The organism is Erythrobacter sp., from assembly GCF_036351135.1.
In the GTDB taxonomy this organism is placed as follows: Bacteria; Pseudomonadota; Alphaproteobacteria; order Sphingomonadales; family Sphingomonadaceae; genus Erythrobacter.
Window position 1 is genome coordinate 13,994 of record NZ_JAZBON010000022.1, and the last position, 21,419, is coordinate 35,412.

At 63.7% G+C, this 21,419-nt stretch carries 22 protein-coding genes; 16 read left to right on the plus strand and 6 right to left on the minus strand.

Annotated elements, in window-relative coordinates; translation table 11 throughout:
• Positions 1-6 precede the first annotated feature (6 nt).
• The 3 genes from V2I30_RS05990 to V2I30_RS06000 are packed head-to-tail and all read left to right on the plus strand — an operon-like array spanning position 7 to position 3,543.
• Positions 7-1,191 carry an acyl-CoA dehydrogenase family protein gene (locus V2I30_RS05990; protein WP_330661171.1) on the plus strand — a complete coding sequence of 395 codons (1,185 nt, stop codon included), beginning with the start codon at positions 7-9 and terminating at the stop codon, positions 1,189-1,191.
• A gap of 13 nt (positions 1,192-1,204) precedes the next feature.
• Complete coding sequence (locus tag V2I30_RS05995; protein ID WP_330661172.1) at positions 1,205-2,437, plus strand: CaiB/BaiF CoA transferase family protein; 1,233 nt, start codon at positions 1,205-1,207, stop codon at positions 2,435-2,437.
• Positions 2,438-2,445: 8 nt separating this feature from the next.
• Positions 2,446-3,543, plus strand: a complete 1,098-nt coding sequence (locus V2I30_RS06000; protein ID WP_330661173.1) for a CaiB/BaiF CoA transferase family protein — start codon at positions 2,446-2,448, stop codon at positions 3,541-3,543.
• 12 nt (positions 3,544-3,555) lie between these two features.
• Here the strand turns inward: V2I30_RS06000 and V2I30_RS06005 are convergent, their stop codons facing one another.
• Positions 3,556-4,317, minus strand: coding sequence for a GntR family transcriptional regulator (locus tag V2I30_RS06005; protein ID WP_330661174.1), 762 nt, complete (start codon positions 4,315-4,317; stop codon positions 3,556-3,558).
• 41 nt (positions 4,318-4,358) lie between these two features.
• On the opposite strand from V2I30_RS06005, the gene V2I30_RS06010 reads away from it, so the two are divergent.
• Genes V2I30_RS06010 through V2I30_RS06055 form a run of 10 tightly spaced genes read left to right on the plus strand, consistent with a single transcriptional unit; the run spans position 4,359 to position 13,374 of the window.
• Complete coding sequence (locus tag V2I30_RS06010) at positions 4,359-5,585, plus strand: MmgE/PrpD family protein (RefSeq protein ID WP_330661175.1); 1,227 nt, start codon at positions 4,359-4,361, stop codon at positions 5,583-5,585.
• Positions 5,582-6,886: an MmgE/PrpD family protein gene (locus tag V2I30_RS06015; RefSeq protein ID WP_330661176.1), complete on the plus strand. Its 1,305-nt coding sequence runs from the start codon at positions 5,582-5,584 to the stop codon at positions 6,884-6,886. The genes V2I30_RS06010 and V2I30_RS06015 overlap by 4 nt, the downstream gene beginning before the upstream one ends.
• Entirely contained in the window at positions 6,883-8,250 is a 1,368-nt protein-coding gene (locus V2I30_RS06020; protein WP_330661177.1) for a phenylacetate--CoA ligase family protein, read from the plus strand. Before V2I30_RS06015 ends, V2I30_RS06020 begins: the two co-directional genes overlap by 4 nt.
• A 6-nt stretch (positions 8,251-8,256) precedes the next feature.
• The gene (locus V2I30_RS06025) at positions 8,257-9,408 is read left to right on the plus strand and encodes an amidase (RefSeq protein ID WP_330661178.1); all 1,152 of its coding nucleotides are present in this window, start codon (positions 8,257-8,259) and stop codon (positions 9,406-9,408) included.
• Positions 9,409-9,411: 3 nt separating this feature from the next.
• A complete protein-coding gene (locus V2I30_RS06030) occupies positions 9,412-9,720 on the plus strand; it encodes an REDY-like protein HapK (RefSeq protein WP_330661179.1) in 309 nt (102 codons plus the stop codon).
• Between the two features lie 4 nt (positions 9,721-9,724).
• Entirely contained in the window at positions 9,725-10,525 is an 801-nt protein-coding gene (locus tag V2I30_RS06035) for an SDR family NAD(P)-dependent oxidoreductase (RefSeq protein ID WP_330661180.1), read from the plus strand.
• Positions 10,525-11,412 carry a polysaccharide deacetylase family protein gene (locus V2I30_RS06040; protein WP_330661181.1) on the plus strand — a complete coding sequence of 296 codons (888 nt, stop codon included), beginning with the start codon at positions 10,525-10,527 and terminating at the stop codon, positions 11,410-11,412. Before V2I30_RS06035 ends, V2I30_RS06040 begins: the two co-directional genes overlap by 1 nt.
• The gene (locus V2I30_RS06045) at positions 11,409-12,173 is read left to right on the plus strand and encodes an enoyl-CoA hydratase/isomerase family protein (RefSeq protein WP_330661183.1); all 765 of its coding nucleotides are present in this window, start codon (positions 11,409-11,411) and stop codon (positions 12,171-12,173) included. Before V2I30_RS06040 ends, V2I30_RS06045 begins: the two co-directional genes overlap by 4 nt.
• The gene (locus V2I30_RS06050) at positions 12,170-13,072 is read left to right on the plus strand and encodes a hypothetical protein (protein ID WP_330661184.1); all 903 of its coding nucleotides are present in this window, start codon (positions 12,170-12,172) and stop codon (positions 13,070-13,072) included. The genes V2I30_RS06045 and V2I30_RS06050 overlap by 4 nt, the downstream gene beginning before the upstream one ends.
• A complete protein-coding gene (locus V2I30_RS06055) occupies positions 13,069-13,374 on the plus strand; it encodes a YciI family protein (protein WP_330661185.1) in 306 nt (101 codons plus the stop codon). The genes V2I30_RS06050 and V2I30_RS06055 overlap by 4 nt, the downstream gene beginning before the upstream one ends.
• A gap of 7 nt (positions 13,375-13,381) precedes the next feature.
• Here V2I30_RS06055 and V2I30_RS06060 read toward each other — a convergent pair whose 3' ends face one another.
• Both V2I30_RS06060 and V2I30_RS06065 read right to left on the minus strand, forming a co-directional pair.
• Entirely contained in the window at positions 13,382-14,020 is a 639-nt protein-coding gene (locus V2I30_RS06060) for a hypothetical protein (protein WP_330661186.1), read from the minus strand.
• A gap of 105 nt (positions 14,021-14,125) precedes the next feature.
• Positions 14,126-14,539 carry an ATP-binding protein gene (locus V2I30_RS06065; protein WP_330661187.1) on the minus strand — a complete coding sequence of 138 codons (414 nt, stop codon included), beginning with the start codon at positions 14,537-14,539 and terminating at the stop codon, positions 14,126-14,128.
• 39 nt (positions 14,540-14,578) lie between these two features.
• On the opposite strand from V2I30_RS06065, the gene V2I30_RS06070 reads away from it, so the two are divergent.
• On the plus strand, positions 14,579-15,022 hold the full coding sequence (locus V2I30_RS06070; RefSeq protein ID WP_330661188.1) for a FecR family protein: 444 nt from the start codon (positions 14,579-14,581) through the stop codon (positions 15,020-15,022).
• Entirely contained in the window at positions 15,019-15,627 is a 609-nt protein-coding gene (locus tag V2I30_RS06075) for an OmpA family protein (RefSeq protein ID WP_330661189.1), read from the plus strand. Before V2I30_RS06070 ends, V2I30_RS06075 begins: the two co-directional genes overlap by 4 nt.
• 14 nt (positions 15,628-15,641) lie before the next feature.
• On the opposite strand, the gene V2I30_RS06080 is transcribed toward V2I30_RS06075, so the two are convergent.
• The 3 genes from V2I30_RS06080 to V2I30_RS06090 are packed head-to-tail and all read right to left on the minus strand — an operon-like array spanning position 15,642 to position 19,170.
• The gene (locus V2I30_RS06080; RefSeq protein WP_330661190.1) at positions 15,642-17,696 is read right to left on the minus strand and encodes a CHASE2 domain-containing protein; all 2,055 of its coding nucleotides are present in this window, start codon (positions 17,694-17,696) and stop codon (positions 15,642-15,644) included.
• Complete coding sequence (locus V2I30_RS06085; protein WP_330661191.1) at positions 17,683-18,648, minus strand: MBL fold metallo-hydrolase; 966 nt, start codon at positions 18,646-18,648, stop codon at positions 17,683-17,685. Before V2I30_RS06085 ends, V2I30_RS06080 begins: the two co-directional genes overlap by 14 nt.
• Positions 18,649-18,690: 42 nt before the next feature.
• Entirely contained in the window at positions 18,691-19,170 is a 480-nt protein-coding gene (locus V2I30_RS06090; RefSeq protein WP_330661192.1) for an STAS domain-containing protein, read from the minus strand.
• A gap of 457 nt (positions 19,171-19,627) precedes the next feature.
• Here V2I30_RS06090 and V2I30_RS06095 point away from each other — a divergent pair, with 457 nt between their 5' ends.
• Positions 19,628-21,418, plus strand: a complete 1,791-nt coding sequence (locus V2I30_RS06095; protein ID WP_330661193.1) for a ShlB/FhaC/HecB family hemolysin secretion/activation protein — start codon at positions 19,628-19,630, stop codon at positions 21,416-21,418.
• Position 21,419: the final 1 nt, after the last annotated feature.

The following is a 21,419-nucleotide window of genomic DNA, read 5'->3' on the forward strand; positions in this document are numbered from 1 at the left end:
ACGATCATGGCAACCGCCCCGCAACTAGAGGACCAGATCCGCACCATCGACCCGGATGAGGAGCGCGCCTTCATGGACGCGATCGACCGATGGCTCGAACGCGAGGTCATTCCGGTCATCCAGCACCATGACCATGGCGATATCTGGCCGGAGAAACTGGTCGAGCAGATGGCCGAGATGGGCCTGTTCGGCGCCACGATCGGTCAGGAATATGGCGGGCTCGGGCTGCCTGCGACGACTTACGCCAAGATAGTGATGCGCATCTCCAGCTACTGGATGGCGATCACCGGCATCTTCAATTCGCATCTCATCATGGCGGCCGCCGTCGAGCGCTTCGGGACACCGCAACAAAAGGCGAAGTGGCTGCCCAAATTCGCAACGGGCGAGATCCGTGGAGGCCTAGCGCTAACCGAACCCAATGCCGGGACGGACCTTCAAGCGATCCGCACCGTCGCGAAGCGCGATGGCGACGATTATGTGCTCAACGGCACGAAGACCTGGATTTCGAACGCACTGAACGGTCAGTGCTTCGCGCTGCTAGCCAAGACCGATCCGACCGCCGAACCACGCTACAAGGGGATGAGCCTGTTCATAGCCGACAAGCGCGATGGACTTACGACCGGCAAGAAGTTCGACAAGCTAGGCTACAAATCGATCGACAGCGCCGAACTGGTCATGGAGGATTACCGCATACCCGCCGACCAGCTTATCGGCGGCGAGGAAGGGCAGGGCTTCTTCCAAGCGACTGGCGGTCTCGAACTGGGCCGCATCAACGTCGCGGCGCGCGGGGTCGGGCTTTCGGAAGGCTCGCTCAGGCTGGCAACTGAATACGCGCAGCAACGCGAGACGATGGGCAAGCCTATCGCACAGCATCAGGCGATCCAGCTGAAGCTCGGCGAAATGGTGACGCGGGCCCGTGCTGCGCGGCTGCTGACGCTCGATGCGTCCGAAGCCTATGACCGGGGCGAGCGCTGCGACAAGGAAGCGGGCGTTGCGAAATATTTCGCGTCGGAAGCGGCGGTGGAGAACAGCCAGGAGGCGATGCGCATCTTCGGTGGCTATTCCTATTCCAAGGAATACGACATCGAGCGTTTCTACCGCGACAGCATGCTGATGTGCATCGGAGAGGGGACCAACGAAATGCAGCGGATTATCATCGCCAAACAGCACCTAAAAGAAAACGCGATCTAAGCCGCTACGGCCCGTGACGCTCCCTGCAGACCAGCTCCCGCTCAAGGGCTTTCGCATCATCAGCGCAGAGCAATATGGCGCAGGTCCTTACGGCACGATGTTCCTCGCGCAGATGGGCGCCGAGGTCATCAAGATCGAACCGCCGGGCAAGATCGGCGAGGACGGCAAAAGGCGTGGCGGCGGCGACACGGCGCGCGTGGTTGGCCCGCATTTTTTGAGGCCGGGCGAAAGCACCTACTTCCAGGGCTTCAACCTCAACAAGCGCTCGTTGACGCTCGATCTGAATTCGGATGAAGGGCAGAAAATCCTGCGCAAGCTCGCAGCGACAAGCCATGCGGTCGCCAACAACATGCGCGGCGACCTACCCGCGCGACTCGGCCTCGATTATGCATCGCTTAAGGACGTGAACTCCGCCATCGTCTGTGCGCATCTTTCCGCCTATGGCCGCGACAACGAGCGCGCCAATTGGCCCGGTTATGATTACCTGATGCAGGCCGAGGCGGGCTATTGCACCATAACCGGCGAACCTGGCGGCGATCCCCAGCGCATGGGGCTCTCGATGGTCGATTTCATCACCGGCACAATCTTCTGCATCGGCTTACTGGGCGCGCTTGTCGATGCGCAGCGCACCGGCAAGGGACGGGACGTCGATACGGACCTGCTCTCCGCAGCCATCCACCAGACCAGCTATCCAGCGCTTTGGTACATGAATCATGGGGAGGAAACGCAGCGCACTCCAAGGAGCGCGCATCCCACTGCGACGCCCAGTCAGATGTTCAAGGCCGCCGATGGGTGGATGTTCGTGATGTGCCAGCTGCCCAAATTCTGGGACATCCTCACCACGCGCATGGGACGCGTCGACCTGAAAGACGATCCGCGCTTTGCGAGCAATGCCGATCGACTGGCGAACCGCGAAGAGCTTACCCGGTTGCTCGACGAGGAGTTCGTCAAGCAATCGATGGCGCATTGGCAGGACTTGCTCGCCGGTCACGTCCCCGTCGCCCCGGTCTACACGCTTGCCGACGCGCTCGACAATCCATGGCTTGAGACGATCGGCATGCGCACTCAGATCGAGCATCCCGACAATCCGGAGCTCAATGTGCTGGCCAGCCCGATCCGCTTCGACTCTCAACGCCTGCCCAACCGCGCAGCGCCGCTTCTCGGTGAAGACAGCGACGCGATCCTCGGCGATCTCGGCTATGACGAGGCCGCAATCGCGGACCTGCGCACGAGCGGCGTGATCTGAGCGGAAGAATGGGCAAGCTCACCGGCATCACGGTCGTAGACCTGACCCAGTTTCTTCCAGGACCCATGATGACCGTCATGATGGCGGACCAGGGGGCCGAAGTCATCAAGATCGAACCAGAGGCGGGCGATCCGGCGCGGGTTCAGGCTCCGTTCGACACCTATGGCGACACCGAGCACTCGGTCTGGTTCGCCAATCTCAATCGCGGCAAAAAAAGCGTGGTGCTCGATCTCAAGAGCGCAGCCGGTAAAGCGAGATTGCACGAACTCGTCGCCGAGGCAGACGTCTTTGTCGAGGGGTTCAGGCCCGGCGTGATGGAGCGGCTCGGTTTCGATTATGAAAGCGTGAAGGCGATCAGGCCAAACATCGTTTATTGCTCGATCTCGGCTTTTGGACAGGAGTGCCCGCTCGCCCATCACCCGGCGCACGATATGGCGGTACAAGCGCTTGCGGGCTTTCTCTCCGTCAACGATGGACCTGATGGCACGCCCGTGGTTCCCGGCGCGCCGAGCGCCGACCTTGCCGCCGGACTGACCGCGCTCTCGAGCGTCCTCATGGCGCTCGTCGGGCGCGAGCGGACGGGCGAGGGCGCCCATATCGACTGCGCGATGTTCGACAGCCTCCTGCCCTGGTGCGCTCATACGGCCGGCAGTGCGATCAAGGGTGGGAAGAGCCCCAAGTCCGCCTCGCAGCGCTCCCTTGGAGGTGCCGCATTTTATCAGGTGTACGAAACAAGCGATGGCAAACACGTCGTGCTGGGCGGTCGCGAGATAAAGTTCGCGCGCAACCTGTTATCCGCTTTGAAACGCGAAGACTTGCTGTCCTTAGCGCAGGCGCCGGCGGGTAAGCAGGGTGAGCTCATCGCCTTCCTGCGCGAAACCTTCGCACGGCGGACCCGTGAAGCATGGGTCGAATGGTTCGCCGGCAAGGACATCGCCTTCTCACCCGTTCTCGATTTTCGCGAGGCCTTCGATGAGCCGCACATCGCTGAGCGCGGACTGCTACTTACAAGCGAAGGCGGCGGTCGGCACATCGCGCCGCCGGTTCGCTTCGGAGACGAGGACTGGCAGCCCGGCAGGGTCCCCGAAAAAGGCGAGCACAATTAGATGTCGCGCTCCTCATTCGTCGACATCGATATGCATGGCGTAGGCGAAGCGATCGCCCGGATGATGGCTGACGGAAATCTCGAACACGTCGCCCTTACCGTCGAAATAGCACCGCAAAATGCGCAGCACGGGCGACCCCTCGTCAATTACGAGGTCGCTCGCCATCGCGGGATCGGCGATGATCGCCTGGATATCCTGAGTGACCATGCCGACCTTGATGCCGGCGAGCTTCTCGATCTGGCTGAACAAAGTGCCCGCCGAAAGGTCCATCTGCTCGACCGCCTCCTCCAGACGCTCGTGAAAATAGGCGTCCGTAGTGGCGATCGGCAGCGCCTCGCCCGAAACCCTTCGAATGCCGCGAAAACGGCTCCAGCTGCCTTTGATCGGCACGCTCATCTGCTCGGCCACGGCGGCGGGCAACGGTCCCGTGCCGGCTTCCACGTAGGTCACCTCGCTGTCGCGAGCATATTGCAGCAATTCGCCCACATTGGAGAGCGGCTGGTGCAGCGCGCCGCCATGCGCCGCAGCGGGCTGAACGGTCGTGCCCGAACCGCGCCGGCGAGCGATCAATCCCTCGCTCTCGAGCCGCCGCAAAGCCTCGCGCACGGTGAAACGGCTGACGTCGAAACGCTCGCACAAGGCTGTTTCGGTCGGAAAACTGCGCCCGGCAAATTCGCCGGCGAGGATCGCCGCGCGCAATTCCTGCGCCAGCTGAAGGTAGCGCGGCGTGCGTTTGGCTTTCTTTCCGCTGTTCCGTGTGGCCCTGCTAGCCAAATCACACTCCATCGACCGTTGGCTGCGCGCGGGGCCGTCGCATGAGCGAGCCGTTGCTCAAAGACCTCGGTCGGACCCTAGCGCGCCCCATCGGCAAAAGCGAGCGCGCTCGCGCGCGGCTTTACCTGCTCGACTGGTTGGCCTGCGTTGCGGGCGCGCGGCGGAGCGAGGCCGCCGGGGTAGCGCGGGCGATCTCCGACAAGGGGTGGGAGCGCGCGACGTATCTCGGCAACGTCCTGGAGATGGACGATGTTCACCGCACCGCGCTGCTCCATCCCGGGCCGGTCGTCTGGCCGGCGGCCCTGAGCGATCCCGCAGCGGGGATGGACCAGGCGCTTGATGCAGGCATCCGCAGTTACGAAGCGATGATCGCGGTCGGCGCGGCGATGGGCGCGCATCATTACGCACACTGGCATCCCACCGCGACGATGGGAGTGCTTGGCGCCTGCGCGGCGACCGGCTCGCTGCTGGGGTTCGGGTCTGAGCAATATGCACAAGCATTGGGCAATGCCGCGTCGGTGGCGGGCGGGTTGTGGCATATGCGGCACGACGACGTCCTGACCAAGCAGTGGCACATTTACCATTCCGTGCGCACGGGACGCGAGGCGGCGCTTCACGTCCATCATGGCGCCACCGGGCCGCAAGCACTGCTGGAGGGGCCGCAGGGCCTGTTCGCCGCAATGACCGACGCGCCCGGTACGCTCCGCACTGCAGGAGATGGATGGCTGATAGAGGAGGTCAGCTTCAAGCCCTTTGCCGCATGTCGCCACACCCACCCGGCTATCGACGCCGCTATGGAATTGCGCAAGGAAGGCAGGCTCGCGGCGCCCTTCGAGGTGGAGACCTTCGCCGACGCCTTACGCTTTTGCGACCGGCCCGATCCCGGAAACGAGCTGGAGGCAAAGTTCTCGCTTCAGCATGCGGTCGCGGTGGTGGCCGGTGGGCGAGAGGCGGAGCCGGAAGACTTCACCCACGAGGCGATCGCTGCGCTTGCACCTTTGCGGGCTAAGGTAAGCGTGCGCGAAGACCCGGCTATTACAGTGCGTTACCCCGCACATTTCGGAGCGCGCGTGAACGGTTACGAGCTGGTTGATACGCTGGGCGATCCCGAGCGGCCGGTCGAACCTGCGCGCGTCGTCGCCAAGATGGAGAGCCTCGCCAAATGGGGCGGGCTGTCCGGCCGGGAGGTGGAGCGGGCGGTCGAGCTCGCAGTAGAGGGCGACGACGTTCAAGCGCTCTCCGCGATGCTGACGGAGTGGACGCGGTGACGGGGGCTGCGGACCATACCGGGGCGATCCTCGACTTTGCAGGCGCCGATCATGTGCTTCCTGCAAACATTCGCGCCGGTGCCGAGCGCTTGCTGGCGGACACCCTTGCGGTCGGCGCGGCGGGGGCGCACTCGGCTGAAGCGGCCAAGCTGCGGAACGTCTTCCAACGCGAGGGCGGTGCTGCACGGATGCTGTCGGGCGGTCGCACCGCGCCCGGCGAGGCTGCGTTATTCAATGGTTTTGCGATCCACTGCCTTGAATGGGATGCGGTGCACGAGGGCGCGGTGGTGCACGCGCTTTCGGTGGTCACCGCGGCGCTGCTGGCGCAATCAGATGCGCAAGGCGGGAGCGAGCGGGAGGCTTTCCTGACAGCATTGGCAATCGGGGTCGATATCGCGAGCGGCATGGGCCTCGCAGCTACCGAACCGATGCAGTTCTTCCGCCCGGCCACCGCGGGCGTGATCGGGGCCAGCCTGGCCTGCGCACGGCTCGCGGAACTGCCGCGAGACAGAATGGGCGATGTCCTCGGCCTTGCCTATTCCTTCGCCGGTGGCACGATGCAGGCGCATGTCGAAGCCTCGCTCGCGTTGCCGCTGCAGATCGGCAATGCCGCGCGCTGCGCCGTCACCGCCGTCGCGCTGGCCGAAGCGGGCATGGATGGGCCACAGGACGCGCTCGAAGGGCCGTTCGGCTATTCGAAGCTGATCGAGCCGCTCGATCTGGAACGCTACATTGCCGATATCGGTTCGAAGTGGCGGATCGGTGAGGTGGCGGTCAAACCCTTCCCCTCGGGTCGCGCGAGCCATGGCGCGCTGGGCGAACTTGAGAAGCTGCATCGCGGTGGATGGAGGCCGGGCGATGTGGAAAGCATCGAACTTTTCGCCCCGCCGCTCATCGAGAGGCTGGTCGCACGGCCGTACAAACCGTCGATGAGCGCTGCCTATGCGCGGCTTTGCCTGGGTGTGCTGGCGCCGGTGATGCTGCGCGATGGTAACATCGATCCGGCGCTGTTCGATGGCGACGCGCTCTATGCGCCTGAACTGGCGGAGCTTGCGCCGCGTGTTGCGGTCAGCTGCGACGGTAATCCGGACGGCAATGCCATGACGCCTCAGCGCCTCGTCATCACGTGCAAGAACGGCGAGGTAATCGAGCGGCGGATCGACGCGAGCCTCGGCAGTCCCGCAAGCCCGATGAATGACGAACAAAGTGCCGCAAAACGCACGCTCGCACGCCGTCACGCCGGACATTCCGATGCGCGCATCTTCGAGGCTCCCCTCTCCTACGCAACGGAACCGCAATGACCTATCCGACCTATTTCGAAGCGTTCGATCACCGCCAACTGCTCGCCGACTACCCGATCGGCAAAGCCTTCACCGATCGGTATTCCAGCATGAGCCGCGATGAACTTTTCGCACTCCAGGACGCGCAATTTGGTCGGCTGATGAAGCGTGGCTGGCAGGTGCCGTTCTACCGGCGCCTGTGGGGCGAAAAGGGCATTGAGCCGGGTGATATTCGGGGCCTGAAGGACATCGGCAAGCTTCCAGTCTACGACAAGAGCGACCTGATGGCCTCGATCGCCGAGCACGCGCCCTTCGGCGACTTCCACGGCATGGGCGCGCCTGAAAGCCGTGCTCCGACGATCTTCCACACGACGTCGGGCACGACCGGAAAACCGCAGACGCTGATGTTCGGTCCCAAGGGCCGCGAGGTCGGCAATCTGCTGGTCGGGCGAATGTATCGCTGGATGGGTTTGCAGTCCGACGACGTCGTCCATTCGGTTTACGGACACGGTATGATCAATGGCGGACACTACATCCGAGAGGCGGTGACACACTTTACCAATTCGGTTTTCCTTTCGGCGGGAACGGGCATCGAGACACGCAGTGTCAATCAGGTGCGCCTGATGGCCGATTTCGGCGTGACCGCCATCGTCGGCTTCGTCGATTACATCCGCAAACTGGCGGAGACCGCGGAGGCGGAAGGTCTCTTCGATCAGATCGACATCCGCATGATCATCGGACATCTCGGCACTGAGGACCGGGCTAGTACCGAGGCAGCATGGCACGGCGCGAAGGCCTATGACTGGTATGGAGTGGGCGACACCGGGTCGATTGCTGGCGAAGGCCCCGAGCGCGACGGTATGTATGTCTGGGAGGACGCACAATATCTCGAACTACTCGGCGTCGACGATGGCAAGCCCGTGGCGCAGGGCGAAACCGGCGACATGGTGGTAACTTGCCTCTACAAGGACGACATCGCGCCGTGCATCCGTTTCAACACGCACGACATTACCCATGAACTTGATGGGCGCGGTGAGATCGTGTTCAAGCGGATCGCCGGTTTCAAGGGCCGCAGCGACAATATGGTGAAGCTGCGCGGCATCAACGTCTTCCCGCATGCCATCGGCTCCATCATCGAGAATCGCGCGGACCTGACGGGCGAGTATGTTTGCCATCTCCACCGCGATGAGCATCAGAAGGACCACATGCGCGTGACGCTGGAAAGTCGCGGGGGAACCGACGCGGGCGCGCTTGCCGAGACGCTGAAGCAGGGGCTCGGGGTCGAGGTGGAGGTAGTCCTTTGCGAGCCGGGCGGCACCGCGAAGGCGACAGAGATCGACACTCGCCAGAAACCGCTCCGCCTGATCGACGAGCGAGGAGTCTGAGAACGCATGCTCGACGCCTATAACGCCTTTCTCTATCGCGACGACGACGCGACAGGCGGCGAAGGCGCGCTCGCGGGCCTGTCGATCGGGGTGAAGGCGAATATAGCGGTCGAAGGGATGCCCCTCCATGCGGGGCTCGGCGCATGGAAAAGCCGCGTCGCCGAAGAAGACGCGGAGGTCGTTCGCCGCCTTCGCAAAGCGGGCGCGGCCATCATCGGCATCCTGAACATGGAAGAAGGCGCGCTCGGCGCAAAGACCGATAACCCGCATTTCGGCCCAACCCACAATCCGCATCGCCATGGCTATTCTCCCGGCGGCTCGTCCGGAGGCAGCGGCGCGGCGGTCGCAGCGGGACTGTGCGATGTGGCGCTAGGCACCGACACGATGGGTTCGGTGCGCATCCCGGCGGCGCATTGCGGGGTCTACGGCTTCAAACCGGCGACGGATCGTGTTAGCCAGGAGGGATTGATCCCTGCCGACCGTTCGCTCGACGCCATTGGTCCCCTCGCGCGCGACCTCGACACGCTCGAGAAGGTTTCGCGAGTGATCTCCGATTTCGGGGACGGTCATGAGCAATATGAGGGCGCGGTATTAGCGAGGCACGGGGTCGAGGTGAAGCCGCAGGTCGAAAAAGCGTTCGAGCGCGCGCTTGCCGGCCTTCGCGGGACACCGGCCGAAATCAGCCTCGAAGAGCCCAACAGCCGCATTCGTTTCGCCGGCTTTATTCGCGTGTCGAAAGCGCTGGCGGACGATCTCGGGGGCGTCGCCAAGTCCGATCGCCTTGCAAAGCTTCTGACCTATGGACCAGGGCGCTCGATCGCCGATTGGGCCGAGGACCAGGCGATCCTTGATCGCACGGCGAAACGCGTGAACGCAATCCTCGAGGAACACGGCTTTCTCATAATGCCAAGCGTACCCAACCCGCCATTCCCGCATTCCGAACCCGAGCCCGCTGCGCAGGCCGACTTCACCTGCCTCGCCAACATCGCAGGCTGCCCCGCGCTTAGCATGCCGATGGGCTACACCGAGGATGGCCTGCCGCTCGGTGTGCAGATCGTGGGCAGTCCCGGCTACGAGGCCGGGCTGTTCGCGCTCGCCCGCTATCTCGACAACAATCTGCGCGCCTACCGGGCGCCCGAATCGGCCAGAGGAGCCTGATCCATGCGTATTATCTGCCTTTTCAACCTGAAGGACGGGGTCGATATCTCCGAATACGAGGAATGGGCGAAAACTCGGGACATCCCGAAGGTCAACGGTCTCGGCTCGGTAAACTCCTTCACGGTTCACCGGGCAACGGGCGTCTTTGGCGATGATCAGGCGACGCCGCATTTCGGCTATATCGAAATCATCGACATCACCGGCCTCGAAAAATTCGTCTCAGAAATTTCGAGCGACGACTTCCAGCAGGCCGCCGCTCCGTTCCAGGGGTTTGCCGACAATCCGCAATTCATCCTGACCGAGAACCTTTAGAACAATGGGGAAGTTCAGCGGCAAGACGATCGTCGTCACCGGATCGGGCAAGCGGAAGGGGCTGGGCCAGGGCATCCTTCAGGCCTTCGCCGACGAAGGCGCCAATTGCGTTGTCTCCGACCTAGCTATCGACGACGAGGCCGAAGCCGTCGCCGAAGAATTGCGCCGGCGCGGTGCTAAAGTGACCATGATCGCATGCGACGTGGCGAAGGCGGAGCAGTGCACAGACCTCGTTGCGCGGGCGATCGAAGTTTTCGGCGCGGTCGATGTGATGGTCAACAATGCCGGGATCGGCTTCAAGATGAAACCACTGCTCGACGTCGACACTGCCGATGAATGGGACCAGGTGATTGCGGTCAATCTTTCAGGCGCGTTCTATTGCACACAGGCCGCGGCGCGCGCGATGGTCGAAAAAGGCACTGGCGGGCGCATCATCAACATCGCAAGCCAGGCGGCGAAGACCGGCTTTCCGCACCTTCCCGCCTATGTCTCGTCGAAGCACGGCATGGTTGGGCTGACCCGCGCAAGCGCTGTCGAACTGGGCGCGCATGGGATTACCGTCAATGCGGTGTGTCCCAACCACGTCACCACGGGGCTTGGCGCGCAGCAGAACGAGTACTTCTCCAAGCTCTTGGGCTTCGAAAGCGTCGAGGAATATCTCGCCAATATGAGCGCGAAGAATCCGATGGGACGACCCGGCCTGCCGAGCGACACGGCGGCGGCATGCCTGTGGCTAGCAAGCGATGAAGCATTCTATATCACGGGCGAAGCGCTGAATGTCAGCGGCGGTGAGGAGATGCACTGATGGCTCTCGCCGAAGAACGCATGGATTGGCCGGGCGGCGCGAAACTGGCGCTCAGCGTTGTCGTCAATGTCGAGGAAGGCAGCGAAATGACCATCGCGCGCGGCGATCGCGGGATGGAGCCAGTCGACGAGCTGGGCGTTTTCGTAAAAGCGAAGATGCGCAATTACTCGAATGAGAGCAATTACCTCTACGGCATCAAGGCAGGCGCGCCGCGCATCGTCAAATTGCTGAAGCAGTACGACATGATGGCGAGCTGGACCGTCGCGGCGCTCGCCCTCGAAAACCACCCCGAAATCGCCGCAGCGATCGTGGAGCTCGGGCACGAACCGGTCAGCCACGGCTGGCGCTGGGTCCACCAGTTCAAGATGGACGGGGAGGAGGAGCGCGCCTTCATTCGCAAAGCCGTCACCAGCATCGAGAAGAGCTGCGGCGTTCGCCCTTATGGCTGGCTCTCGCGCTACCTGCTTACCGACAATACGCGGCGGCTTTTGAGCGAGGAGGGCTTCACCTACCACATGGACGATTACAGCGGCGACGTGCCGTTCTGGGATCGCGGGACCGGTCCGGGAAAGCCTCCGGAAAACAAACCGATGTGCATCGTCCCCTATCAACTCGACAGCAACGATATGAAGATGTGGACCGACCCGGCCCTGACCCCGCATCAATGGCTCGACTATGCCAAGGCTAATTTCGACCAGCTCTACCTTGAGGGCAAAGAGGGCAACCCGAAGATGATGAGCCTCGGCCTGCATCTGCGCATCATCGGCCGCCCGGGTCGCATTTGGGCGCTCGAGGAGTTCTTCCGGCACGTTCGCAAGCACGAGGATGTCTGGATCGCCACGCGCAGGGCGATCGCCGATCATTTCATTGAGAACAATCCCGCATGACCCTAAGCCTTGAGATCGAAGGGGCAACCGCGAACCTGCTGATCGATCGGCCGGATCGGCGAAATGCATTCGATATGGCAATGTGGGAGGCGATGCCCGCTCTGCTGGAACGGGCGGTAAAGACCAGCGGTGTGCGGTTGCTGGTCATCCGTTCGGCCACGCCGGCTTCCGCATTCTGCGCTGGCGCGGATATTCGAGAATTGCTTGCGAACAAGGACGATGCAGCTTGGCGTACGGCCAATCAGCGCGCGATCAATCGCGTCCAGTACGAGCTGGCGCGCCTGCCTCTGCCGACGCTCGCTTTTATTGAAGGCGACTGCATCGGCGGCGGATGCGGGATCGCGCTCGCCTGCGACCTGCGGCTGGCGACGCGGGAGGCGCGCTTCGGTATCACGCCGGCCAAGCTCGGTCTCGTCTATCCGCTGCATGATGTGAAGCTGCTGACCGATCTCGTCGGACCGGGGCAGGCGAAGCGCCTTCTGTATTCTGGCGCGTTGATCGACGCCGAAGAAGCGCTTCGCATCTCGCTGATCGAACAGATCGCCGACGATCCGGGGCCCATGATCGAAGCCCTGTGCGCGGCCAGCCCGCATTCGATCCGCGAGATCAAGCGCTTCGTGCGCCGCGTCCTCGACGGCCAGGCCGAGGATGATGACGAAACCCGCCGCGTCTTCGCCGATGCCTTTTTGGGGCGCGACTTTCTCGAAGGCACGACGGCGTTCGTCGAAAGGCGCAAACCCCGCTTTGGGATGGGCGAATGACGATCCCGCACGGCAGCATTTTCGGCGGGCTTTCAACCGTGCCCGACCTCGCCCGTGCCATCACTGCCTATCGCGACGTTCTGACGCTGGAGCTCGTCGAAGAGGGCACGCTTCCCGCCGATCTCGCCGCGAGTTGGGGTTGCGCCGCAAACGAGGGCTCGCCCTATGCCGTGCTGCGACCGGCGAGTGGCGCGCCCTGCTGGTTCCGGTTGGTCGAACAGCCGGATCATCCCGATTTCCGCCCGACGACGACCTATGGCTGGGCCGCGTTCGAGACCACGGTGGAGGATGTCTGGCACTGGCCCGGCGCGCTTCCCGAGGGCCTCTTTACTATCGTCGGACCCCCGAAAAAGCTGGAGAATATCGAGCCCGCCTTCATCCCGATGCAGGTGTTGGGTACGGGCCGGGAGATGATTTATCTGAACCAGGTTCTCGGCAACATGCCCGGCACCGACCTGCCGCGGGCTCGCTCGCCGGTGGACCGGATCTTCATCACCGTCCTCGCCACGCCTGACCGCCAGGCGAGCATTGCCTGGTATGGTGAGCGGTTGGGGCTCGAGCGGGGGGCCGACTACACCTTACCCTATTCGATGATCAACCAAGCCTTTGGCCTGCCACCCGAAACCCAGACGACGATCACGATGGTCAAGCACGGCCGGATGCCGATAGTCGAAGTCGACGATTACCCTGCTGCCGCTACAAGGCGCCCCGGGCATCGAGACATGCTGCCCCCTGGCAACGCTTTGGTGACGCTTGCAGTGCGCGACCTCGATCGATGCAGCGCCGACTGGATCGCGCCGCCGGCTGCGCGCGAAGGTGCGCTTTACGAGGGCCGGCGGGCGGCCTGTGCAATCGGCGCTGGCGGCGAACTGGTCGAATGCGTAGAGGTCGGGGCATGACGCTGTTCGGTTTCTATTGCCTCGATGCTGCACAAGGCGCGGCGCTTCGCGAAAAGCTGCTGCAGGACCATCTTGCACATATCGAGGCGCATATCGACGATTACGCGGTGGCCGGACCGCTCAAGGAAGGCGACGCGACGATCGGTTCGCTCGTCATCATCAAGGCAGAGGACGAGGCCGAAGCGCGCGCCAAGTTCGAGGCCGATCCCTATTTTTCCGGCGGGGTATGGGACAGCGTGAAGATGAACCGCTTCCTGGGCGTGGCCGGAGACTGGGTCGGCGGCATCGCCTGGAAGATGTGACGCCGGATCAGCCTTTCGGTTCGACAGATGCGAGCGAGCAACTTCCCTGAACCCAGCGCACATTGATCCCGATAAGGTCGGCATCGGGCGAGGCCCAGCTATAGCTTTCGGCGCGCACCGGATCGTCCTTGTGGACGTAGAGCACGAGCGAGGGGCGGTTGCGGCTGCCCGCGGCCCAGGTGACATTGCGCAGGCGAAGGGTGACGTCGGGCGCATCCCCATTGCCCGGCACGAAGACCCGGCCGCCCTGATCGAATGCCGTAAGCCCGCGCGTGAAGGTCCAATCAGCACCGCCATCCGGCTTGGCGGCGAATTTGCGCGCCGACAGCCAGCAGGAGAAAGGGCGCGCCTGTCTCAGCTCGCTGCCCGAAACCTCCCAGCCCGATCCCCCATCGCGGCGCGCGAGACCCTCGATCGGCGCATCGCTCCAATCGCCGAGGGGCTCGCCGAACGCATCGATCCGGCGCCAACGACCATCCTCAGCGACTTCGAAAGAGGTCTCCTCGGCTTTCTTGCGACCCTCTTCCTTGGCGAAATAGACGTCTTCGGTGTTCGTCCAGATCCCGGGAGGCAAGCGGTCCTGGGCCAAAGCCGCATTTGGCAGGCACAGAGCGGGGATCATGAACAGGCGCGCAAGTCTAGCCATCCCGCCAACCTAACCCAGCGGAGTTGCGATGGGAACCTGTCCGGACAAATCGGGAGTAGGTCGGCGAGGGGATAGAAGCGAGAGGCTCCTCGCTCTCTAAGGCATCTAGCGGACCAACAGCGTCATGCTGTTGCTGCCGTCCTTACGCTCATAGGAGATACCCTCGCCCCAGGCCCGCACGATGGTAAGCCCGACGCCACCGCCGCTGACCGGGTCGGGGCCATCGAAGGGGGCTGGGGCCGTGGGATCGAATGGGTCGCCGTTGTCGCGTATCGATAGATGCACCCCGGCGTCGCCGGGCGACAGGACCAGCATCAGACACGCGGCCCGCGGCATGCCGCCATGGCGCAGCGAATTGCTGACCAGTTCCTCCACGATGATCGCCAGCTTCACCTTGCCGCGTGCATCGAGCCCGCTTTGCGGCAGGAAACGGCGCGTGAACCTCAGCGCCTGTGCGATGACGGGCTGCGGATCTCCGTCTTGTGCAAGATAGGCCGAAAATCGTGTCGGGTGATCCATCAAGCTATGCTACCATCGATGCGCAAGATGGGGGGACATATGCGAACAGCAATCGTTCGGGCCGGCGCCGCCTTCGCGCTCATCATGGCGAGCCAGCCGGTGCTCGCGGAGGAAATCGGCCAGATCAAGAACGTCACGCAGGGCGGCGTCGAAGTGCAACGCGGCGACAAGAGCCTGCGCGGTGTCTCCGGATTTCGGGTGATGGAGGGCGACGTCGTCGTCACCGGAGCGCGCCAGCGGGTCGGCATCACTTTCCTCGACGATACCCGGATGGCGGTTGCCCCGGGCAGCCGGGTGGTCATCTCGCGATATCGGTATGACCGCGCGCGCGAGACCGGCAGCTCGCTGATGCAGGTCGATCGCGGCGCCGTCGGAGTCGATTCGGGCAAGCTGTCCGGTTCGGGCCGGATGCGTTTCAAGACCCCGACCTCGACGCTCGGCGTGCGCGGCACGAGCTTCGTCATCGAAGTCGACGCCGAATGAAGGCGGCTCTGGCGCTTGCAGGCATGCTCGTCCTCGCGGGCTGCGCGACCTATTCGGAGCGCGTGACTTTGCTCGAACCGGTGCAGGCGGAGAAGCGCGCCGGCGGCGAGATCGGGGCGGTCGCGATCCTCGCAGAGGACGGTTCGGAAACGTTGATCGATGCGGCGGGCGAGCAGGCGCAACTGGGTAGCGGCGCGCCGCGGATCGTGCAGCTTGCCGCCGCCGATCCGTTGCATACGGCGATCATGGCCGATCTCCCGCGCGAACGTAGCAGCGTCAGCATCGCCTTTCGCACCGGCCAGTCCGCGCTCGATCCCGAACAGATCACACAGCTTACCCAGTGGGCGCTCAGCGATGGCGAGGCGGGGCCGCGACCGGGCAGCGAAATCGTGGTGCGCGCCTATGCCGATGCGTTCGGTTCCGAAGAGGAGAACCTTGCCTTGTCGCAGGAGCGCGCCCGCGCCGTCGCCGCGCAATTGCGCGCTGCCGGTCTCGACATCGAAAAAGGCGCGGCGCAGGGAATGGGCGAATATGCCGCGCAGGCAGATACCGGCGACGAGGTGCGCAGTCCCAAATGGCGCCGGGTGGACGTCATCATCCGCTAGGACCCCTACGCGCATCACGCTGCCTCTTCGCCGAGATAGCGCAGCGCCAAGATGGTCAGGTCGTCCGCCGGATCGGTGCCGCGTTCGAACGCTCGCACCTGGAGCGCGAGGTCCTGTGCGCGGATCTGTGCGCTATTGTCGCCGCTTTGCGCCAACGCCGACATCACGCCGTTGAGGCCGAACCGCGCACCCCTTGCGTCGGAGGCATCGGTCGCGCCGTCGGAGATGACGACCAGCGTTTCGTCCGGGGCGAGGGTCAGGCTTTCCACGCGGTAGGGAAAGCCTTCGAACGTGCGCATCCGCACCCCCCCGCGCATTGCCGCGACCTCGACCCGGCCATCGGCGCGCACGATCAATGGGTCCTCGTGCCCGGCATTGATCATCTGTACTTCGCCGCTTGCACAGTCGATCACGCCTACCAGTAGGGTCAGGTCCATTTCCTGGTCCTCCTCCGCCATCAACTCGTCGTTGACCCGCCGGATCGCGGCCTCGAGGTCGTGGCCCATGCGCATCACGTTGTTCTTGGACACCGATTTGGAGAGCGCCATGAAGAGAGCGGCGGGCAGACCCTTTCCGCTGACGTCGCCGACAAGGAAGGCGAGGCGATCGTCGCCGAGATCCATCGCGTCGTAGAAGTCGCCGCCAACGGATCTCGCAGGTTCGAGCACTGCGCCGATCTCGGTCCGCCTGCCGAGCTGCGCGAGCCGGGCAGGGCTGGGCACCATGGTCAGCTGCAAGGCTCTGGCGCTTTCGTTTTCCTTTGCCTGTTCTGCGGCGAGGATGCGTTTTTCGATCAGCTCGATCACCATGAGGCTATAGCGCGCCAGCAACAGGGCGAGGGCGGCACATCCGGCGATGAGGAGCGGGCGGGCGGGATCGAGAAGAAGGTTCGCGCGTGCGAACAGGGCGAAGGAGGCGAACGGCAAGACGAGTGCGCCAAGCGCGGCCGCGACGAGCCATCTGTTGTTCGCGGTGACACCCGCCGCAAGAAATAGCGCGATCAGAAGGGCGGCAATCGCGACTTCGATGGCGGTGATCCAGGCGGGACGCGCGAGCCAGTTGCCCGTCAGGATCGCATCCACCGCCTGTGCTTGAACGAGCGTCCCCTGAACCTCGCCCGCGAGCGGCGTTGCGACGATATCGCTCGTGCCCGTCGCGCCAAAGCCGACGAGCACGATCTTGCCCGAAAATTCGCCCGGCGCGACCTTGCCGCGCAGCACTTCGATGGCGGGTATGGCGAGTGCTTCCCACCCTCGTGCCATGCGAAAGGCGAAATGCGCCCTGTCATCGCCAGGGACCACCCGGTCGCCCACCGCCATCCCGCCCTTCGTCCAGCGCAGATCGGCATTGCCCCCAACCTGCGCCGCTAGAACAGGAGTGAAGCCTGGTGCGGTTTCTCCGCCAGCGATCACGCCCAGCGGAACCCGCCGTGTGACGCCATCCGGATCTGGCGGCGCGCTGACGATACCGCGCGCCAGGGCGACATCGTCGAATGCCGGCAGGCTGGTCAACATGCGCTGCGTGCGAATAGCTCCTGCCGGGAGCGTACCCTCGATATGTTCGAAGGTCAGCTCGCTTGCCGGCCTTCCGCCCTCTTGCGAAACCACCCAGGGCATCACCACGGGCGAGGACGCGATGACATCGGCAAGGGCATCGTCGCCCGATGGAAGCGCGCCGATCCGTTCGCGCGTTGCCGGATCGATCGCGTCCTCGGTGTAAAGCTCGAGGAAGGAGGCCGGCCGCAAACGATCTGGCTCGACGAAAAAGATATCGACGCCGATCGCCGCAGGATCGGCCGCTGCGATACGCTCCAGCAGGACCGCGACATCGTAGCGCCGCCAGGGCCATTCGCCGATCGCGGCGACGCTGGGATCGTCGATCATCACCACCGCGACCCGATCGGCCGATGCCTCCAATGGTGCGAGCCGTTGCCAGCCGTCGAAAACGAGACGGCGCTGGAAGTCGCCCGCGACGAGGCTCAGCAGCACTCCGAAGATGGCGCCGCCGAGGATCGCGGCGGCGAGGATGCGGCGGGCGGCCCGGCCGCTGCCGGGCTCAGACCTCGACACAAAGCCCGTCATAGGAGCACAGGACTTCGAGCGCCGCTTCTTTGCGCGTCAGCTCTTCGTAGCGCACCGTTTCCGCGTGAATGCCCTCGATATCCTCATCGCTATAGGTCGGCTCGTGGTGGAACAGGGCCAGCCGCTTCGCGCCCGCCTGGTGACACAGATCGACCGCTACGAGATTGGAGGAATGACCCCAGTCCTCTTTCATCGACACGCTGTCGGCGAGCGAATACATTGTGTCGGCGATGACCAGGTCGACGCCGGAGAAGAAGTCGACCATGGCATATTCCTCGTCCATCTTGTCGATCTTGTATTCCGCGTCGGTCGAATAGACCGCGCTCGCTCCGCCCGTATCGCGGAAGCGGTAGCCGTAGCTGGTGTGGCTGTGCTCCTGCTCGATCATCGCGACGGTCAGCTCGCCGATCTGATAGTCGCGGCCCGTCTCGAGCGTGCGGAACTCGATATCGGCCTTGAGCCAGTCAAAGGGGACCGGAAAGGAGATTTCTTCCTGCTGCCGGCGCAAGGCTTCCTCCGCATCGCGGTGGCCGGCATGGACGATCACCTTCGCCCCTTCGAGGAAGGCGGGCACGAAGAAGGGGAAACCCATTATGTGATCCCAATGGAGATGCGAAAGGAAGAAATGCCATTCCTTCGGGCGCTTGCCCTCGGCCAGGCGGCGCAGCGCATCGAGGCCGAGTTCGCGCAGGCCCGATCCCATGTCGCAGATGACGAAAGCGCCGCGACCGACATCGATCTCGACGCAGCTGGTGGCTCCGCCGTAACCTTGGCCGATGCTAAAAGGGAGATCCTTGCGGACGTAGTCGAGCGCCGCATCTCTATCGGAAAAGCTGCGCGACCCGGCTTCGACCAACGCGGCCGCAACCTTGTCGGCGATCGTATCTGCGTGCGGCGCCACTGGCAGAGAGCCGCGCGTGCCCCAAAACCGGATCTGCATATTTCCCCCCAAAGTCACGCAGGCGGGAACATGCCGCCCGCCTTAGCTTCCGACTGCATCCTCCACCGTATCTGCGACCTGGAAGACCATGTCATAACGGCTGATCGCGAGGATTTCACTCATCGTCTCGTTCGGACTGGCGAGAACGATTGTCGTGCCGCTTTCCCCGGCAGCGCGCTGCGCCAATGTCAAAGCGCGAAGTCCGCGCGAAGACATGTATTCGATCCGCGACAGATCGAGAACGACCCTGTCCGAGCCGGTCTGAACCGCATCGATCAAATGCGCCCGAAACGCATACGCCGTCGTTTCATCGACCCGTCCCGCCGGCTCGAGCACGATCACGTTGCCTCGCTGGCTCTGCGACCAGTCCAATGCACCACCCGTCATCAGATGTGCATAGCGTGCGGCCGGCCGATTGCCAAATGGCCTCGGCGCCCTGCCAGCATCAAGGCGCGGGCCGGAGGGGAGAGTACGGTCAAACACGCCGAGGACGGGCGCAATAGCAGCGATATCTTGCATCATGATTTCCAATTATCCTGGCGTTGGCATCCCAGGCTAACGAACCAGAACAGCAGAATATGAATTTTTTCCCAACGCAGCGTCCATCGAAGCGTCCGATCGGCAAACCTGCAGGGCTCCCACCTTGTGATTAGGATGAATTGCCGTGAAGCTGCGAAAACTTGTGAAAACGCGACAAAGTGCTCGCATTTGCCTCGTTTTGCCGGCGAACGCCTTGTTTTTGCCATTCAGGCAGCTATCAGCGTTTGCGGAGATTACGCGATGACGGCGAGGCGGCGTATCAAACGGCATCAGACCGTTCGCCTCCTTCGATCGCTTCTTGTCGAAAACCCGGGTCGCATTGGGGAGCGGGGCGCCGCGCGCTTCCGTGTTGAGAATATGGGGGATATTCTTGGTCGATAAGCAACCTCTCGGGGGCAAGGGGCCATCTCGCGTCAATCTGGTCGCTCGGCAGCGCCGGATGTTTGCCGGCGTAGCGTCGACGCTCGGCATTGCGGCAGGCGCGCTTGTTCCTGCGGCAGCGGCTCGCGCTCAGGATCAGGTTCCGCCACAACTTACCCCGCCGCCGCGCACTCAGCTGACCCCGCCCGAACAACGGCGCGACGAACGCCCCACCACGCTGACGATCGACGGCGATCTCGAGCGTACGCCCTGCGTGCTCGACCGGGCGGAATATGCCAATATTACGCTGACCTTAAGCGGGGTCGATTTCGCCGGGCTCGAACGCGTGCCGGGCCTTTCGCTGGACGAGGCGTATGACGGGTATCTCGGGCGCGAACTGCCGCTTGCCGTCATGTGCGACATTCGCGCGCAGGCAAACGCCATTCTGCGCTCTCAAGGCTATCTGGCGACGGTCGAGATACCGGAACAGAACCTGAGCGACGGCGTAGCGGATTTTCGCGTCGTTTTCGGCCGTCTTGCGGCGCTGCGCGTGCGCGGAGATGCCGGGCCTTCCGAGGCGCTGGTCGCCTCCTATCTGGAAAAACTGACCGAGGCCGACGTCTTCAACACGCAGGATGCCGAACGCTACCTGCTGCTCGCCGACGATCTGCCCGGAACCGACGTGCGCCTTTCTCTGCGCCCGGCGGCGGACGGCGAGCCGGGTGATCTGCTGGGCGAAATCGCGGTGGTGCGCAGGCGCGGCCAGGTCGATTTCAACATTCAGAATTTCGGTTCGGAAACGCTCGGACCCTTCGGCGGATTGTTGCGCGGTGAGCTGTTCGACCTCACCGGCCTGGGCGATCGCACCACGCTCGCAGTTTTCAGCACAGTCGAGTTTTCCGAACAGCAGACTTACCAGCTTGGCCACGATTTCGCGGTCGGCAGCGAGGGGCTACGCCTGGGCGGACAGGTGACCTATAGCGAGACCGACCCCGACCTCGATCTCGATGGCTTCGACCTTAAGTCCGAGACGGTGCTCGCAACCGTGTTCGCATCCTACCCGCTCGAGCGTTCGCGCCGCACATCGACAGTTCTGAGCGGCGGGTTCGATCTGGTCGATCAGAACGTCGAGTTGAACGACTTCACGCTTTCGCGCGACCGGGTGCGCACGCTGTACGCGCGGATCGACACCAACTGGACCGATTTTGCGAGCATTCGCAATATCGGCGGTTACAACGCTTTCGAGCCGCGCTGGCGCGCGCGTTTGGCGACCGAGTTGCGTCAGGGGATCGACGTGTTCTCCGCAAGCGAGGATTGTCGCGCAGATCCACTTGCCTGCACCGCGGATGGCGCCGCTCCGCCAAGCCGGATCGAGGGCGATCCGACGCCGCTGCTCGCGCGGTTCAGCGCCGGTTTCGAATATCGACCGACGCCGCTCTTTACCGTCGCGCTCGATGCGAGCGCGCAGATCGCCGCCGATCCGCTGCCGGCCTTCGAAGAATATGCAGGCGGCAGTTTCTCGATCGGCCGCGGTTACGATCCCGGTTCGGCGCTGGGCGACGATGGCGTCGGCGCCGCCTTCGAGCTGCGTTACGGCTCGCTCGCGCCCGCGGCGGTGGATGCCGTCGCGGTTCAACCTTACGCCTTCACCGATGTCGTCGTGACCTGGAATCAGGATCCCAGCCGTGTTGCCGCCAATCCCGACGAGCTTTGGTCCGTCGGTGGAGGAATGCGCGCGATCTGGGGCTCTAACCTCCAGGCCGACGCCTTCGTGGCGGTCCCGCTCGAAAGGCCGGACCTGGCCCTCGAGAAGCCCGACGTGCGCTTCATGTTCTCGATCACCGCTCGCCTCGTACCCTGGAGATATTGAT

Excerpts from the sequence above, each read along its gene's own strand:
- V2I30_RS05990 (WP_330661171.1), top strand. The coding sequence starts at position 7 with ATGGCAACCGCCCCGCAACTAGAGGACCAGATCCGCACCATCGACCCG.
- V2I30_RS06000 (WP_330661173.1), top strand. The coding sequence starts at position 2,446 with ATGGGCAAGCTCACCGGCATCACGGTCGTAGACCTGACCCAGTTTCTT.
- V2I30_RS06010 (WP_330661175.1), top strand. The coding sequence starts at position 4,359 with ATGAGCGAGCCGTTGCTCAAAGACCTCGGTCGGACCCTAGCGCGCCCC.
- V2I30_RS06020 (WP_330661177.1), top strand. The coding sequence starts at position 6,883 with ATGACCTATCCGACCTATTTCGAAGCGTTCGATCACCGCCAACTGCTC.
- V2I30_RS06025 (WP_330661178.1), top strand. The coding sequence starts at position 8,257 with ATGCTCGACGCCTATAACGCCTTTCTCTATCGCGACGACGACGCGACA.
- V2I30_RS06030 (WP_330661179.1), top strand. The coding sequence starts at position 9,412 with ATGCGTATTATCTGCCTTTTCAACCTGAAGGACGGGGTCGATATCTCC.
- V2I30_RS06035 (WP_330661180.1), top strand. The coding sequence starts at position 9,725 with ATGGGGAAGTTCAGCGGCAAGACGATCGTCGTCACCGGATCGGGCAAG.
- V2I30_RS06040 (WP_330661181.1), top strand. The coding sequence starts at position 10,525 with ATGGCTCTCGCCGAAGAACGCATGGATTGGCCGGGCGGCGCGAAACTG.
- V2I30_RS06045 (WP_330661183.1), top strand. The coding sequence starts at position 11,409 with ATGACCCTAAGCCTTGAGATCGAAGGGGCAACCGCGAACCTGCTGATC.
- V2I30_RS06050 (WP_330661184.1), top strand. The coding sequence starts at position 12,170 with ATGACGATCCCGCACGGCAGCATTTTCGGCGGGCTTTCAACCGTGCCC.
- V2I30_RS06055 (WP_330661185.1), top strand. The coding sequence starts at position 13,069 with ATGACGCTGTTCGGTTTCTATTGCCTCGATGCTGCACAAGGCGCGGCG.
- V2I30_RS06060 (WP_330661186.1), bottom strand. The coding sequence starts at position 14,020 with ATGGCTAGACTTGCGCGCCTGTTCATGATCCCCGCTCTGTGCCTGCCA.
- V2I30_RS06065 (WP_330661187.1), bottom strand. The coding sequence starts at position 14,539 with ATGGATCACCCGACACGATTTTCGGCCTATCTTGCACAAGACGGAGAT.
- V2I30_RS06070 (WP_330661188.1), top strand. The coding sequence starts at position 14,579 with ATGCGAACAGCAATCGTTCGGGCCGGCGCCGCCTTCGCGCTCATCATG.
- V2I30_RS06075 (WP_330661189.1), top strand. The coding sequence starts at position 15,019 with ATGAAGGCGGCTCTGGCGCTTGCAGGCATGCTCGTCCTCGCGGGCTGC.
- V2I30_RS06085 (WP_330661191.1), bottom strand. The coding sequence starts at position 18,648 with ATGCAGATCCGGTTTTGGGGCACGCGCGGCTCTCTGCCAGTGGCGCCG.
- V2I30_RS06090 (WP_330661192.1), bottom strand. The coding sequence starts at position 19,170 with ATGATGCAAGATATCGCTGCTATTGCGCCCGTCCTCGGCGTGTTTGAC.
- V2I30_RS06095 (WP_330661193.1), top strand. The coding sequence starts at position 19,628 with ATGTTTGCCGGCGTAGCGTCGACGCTCGGCATTGCGGCAGGCGCGCTT.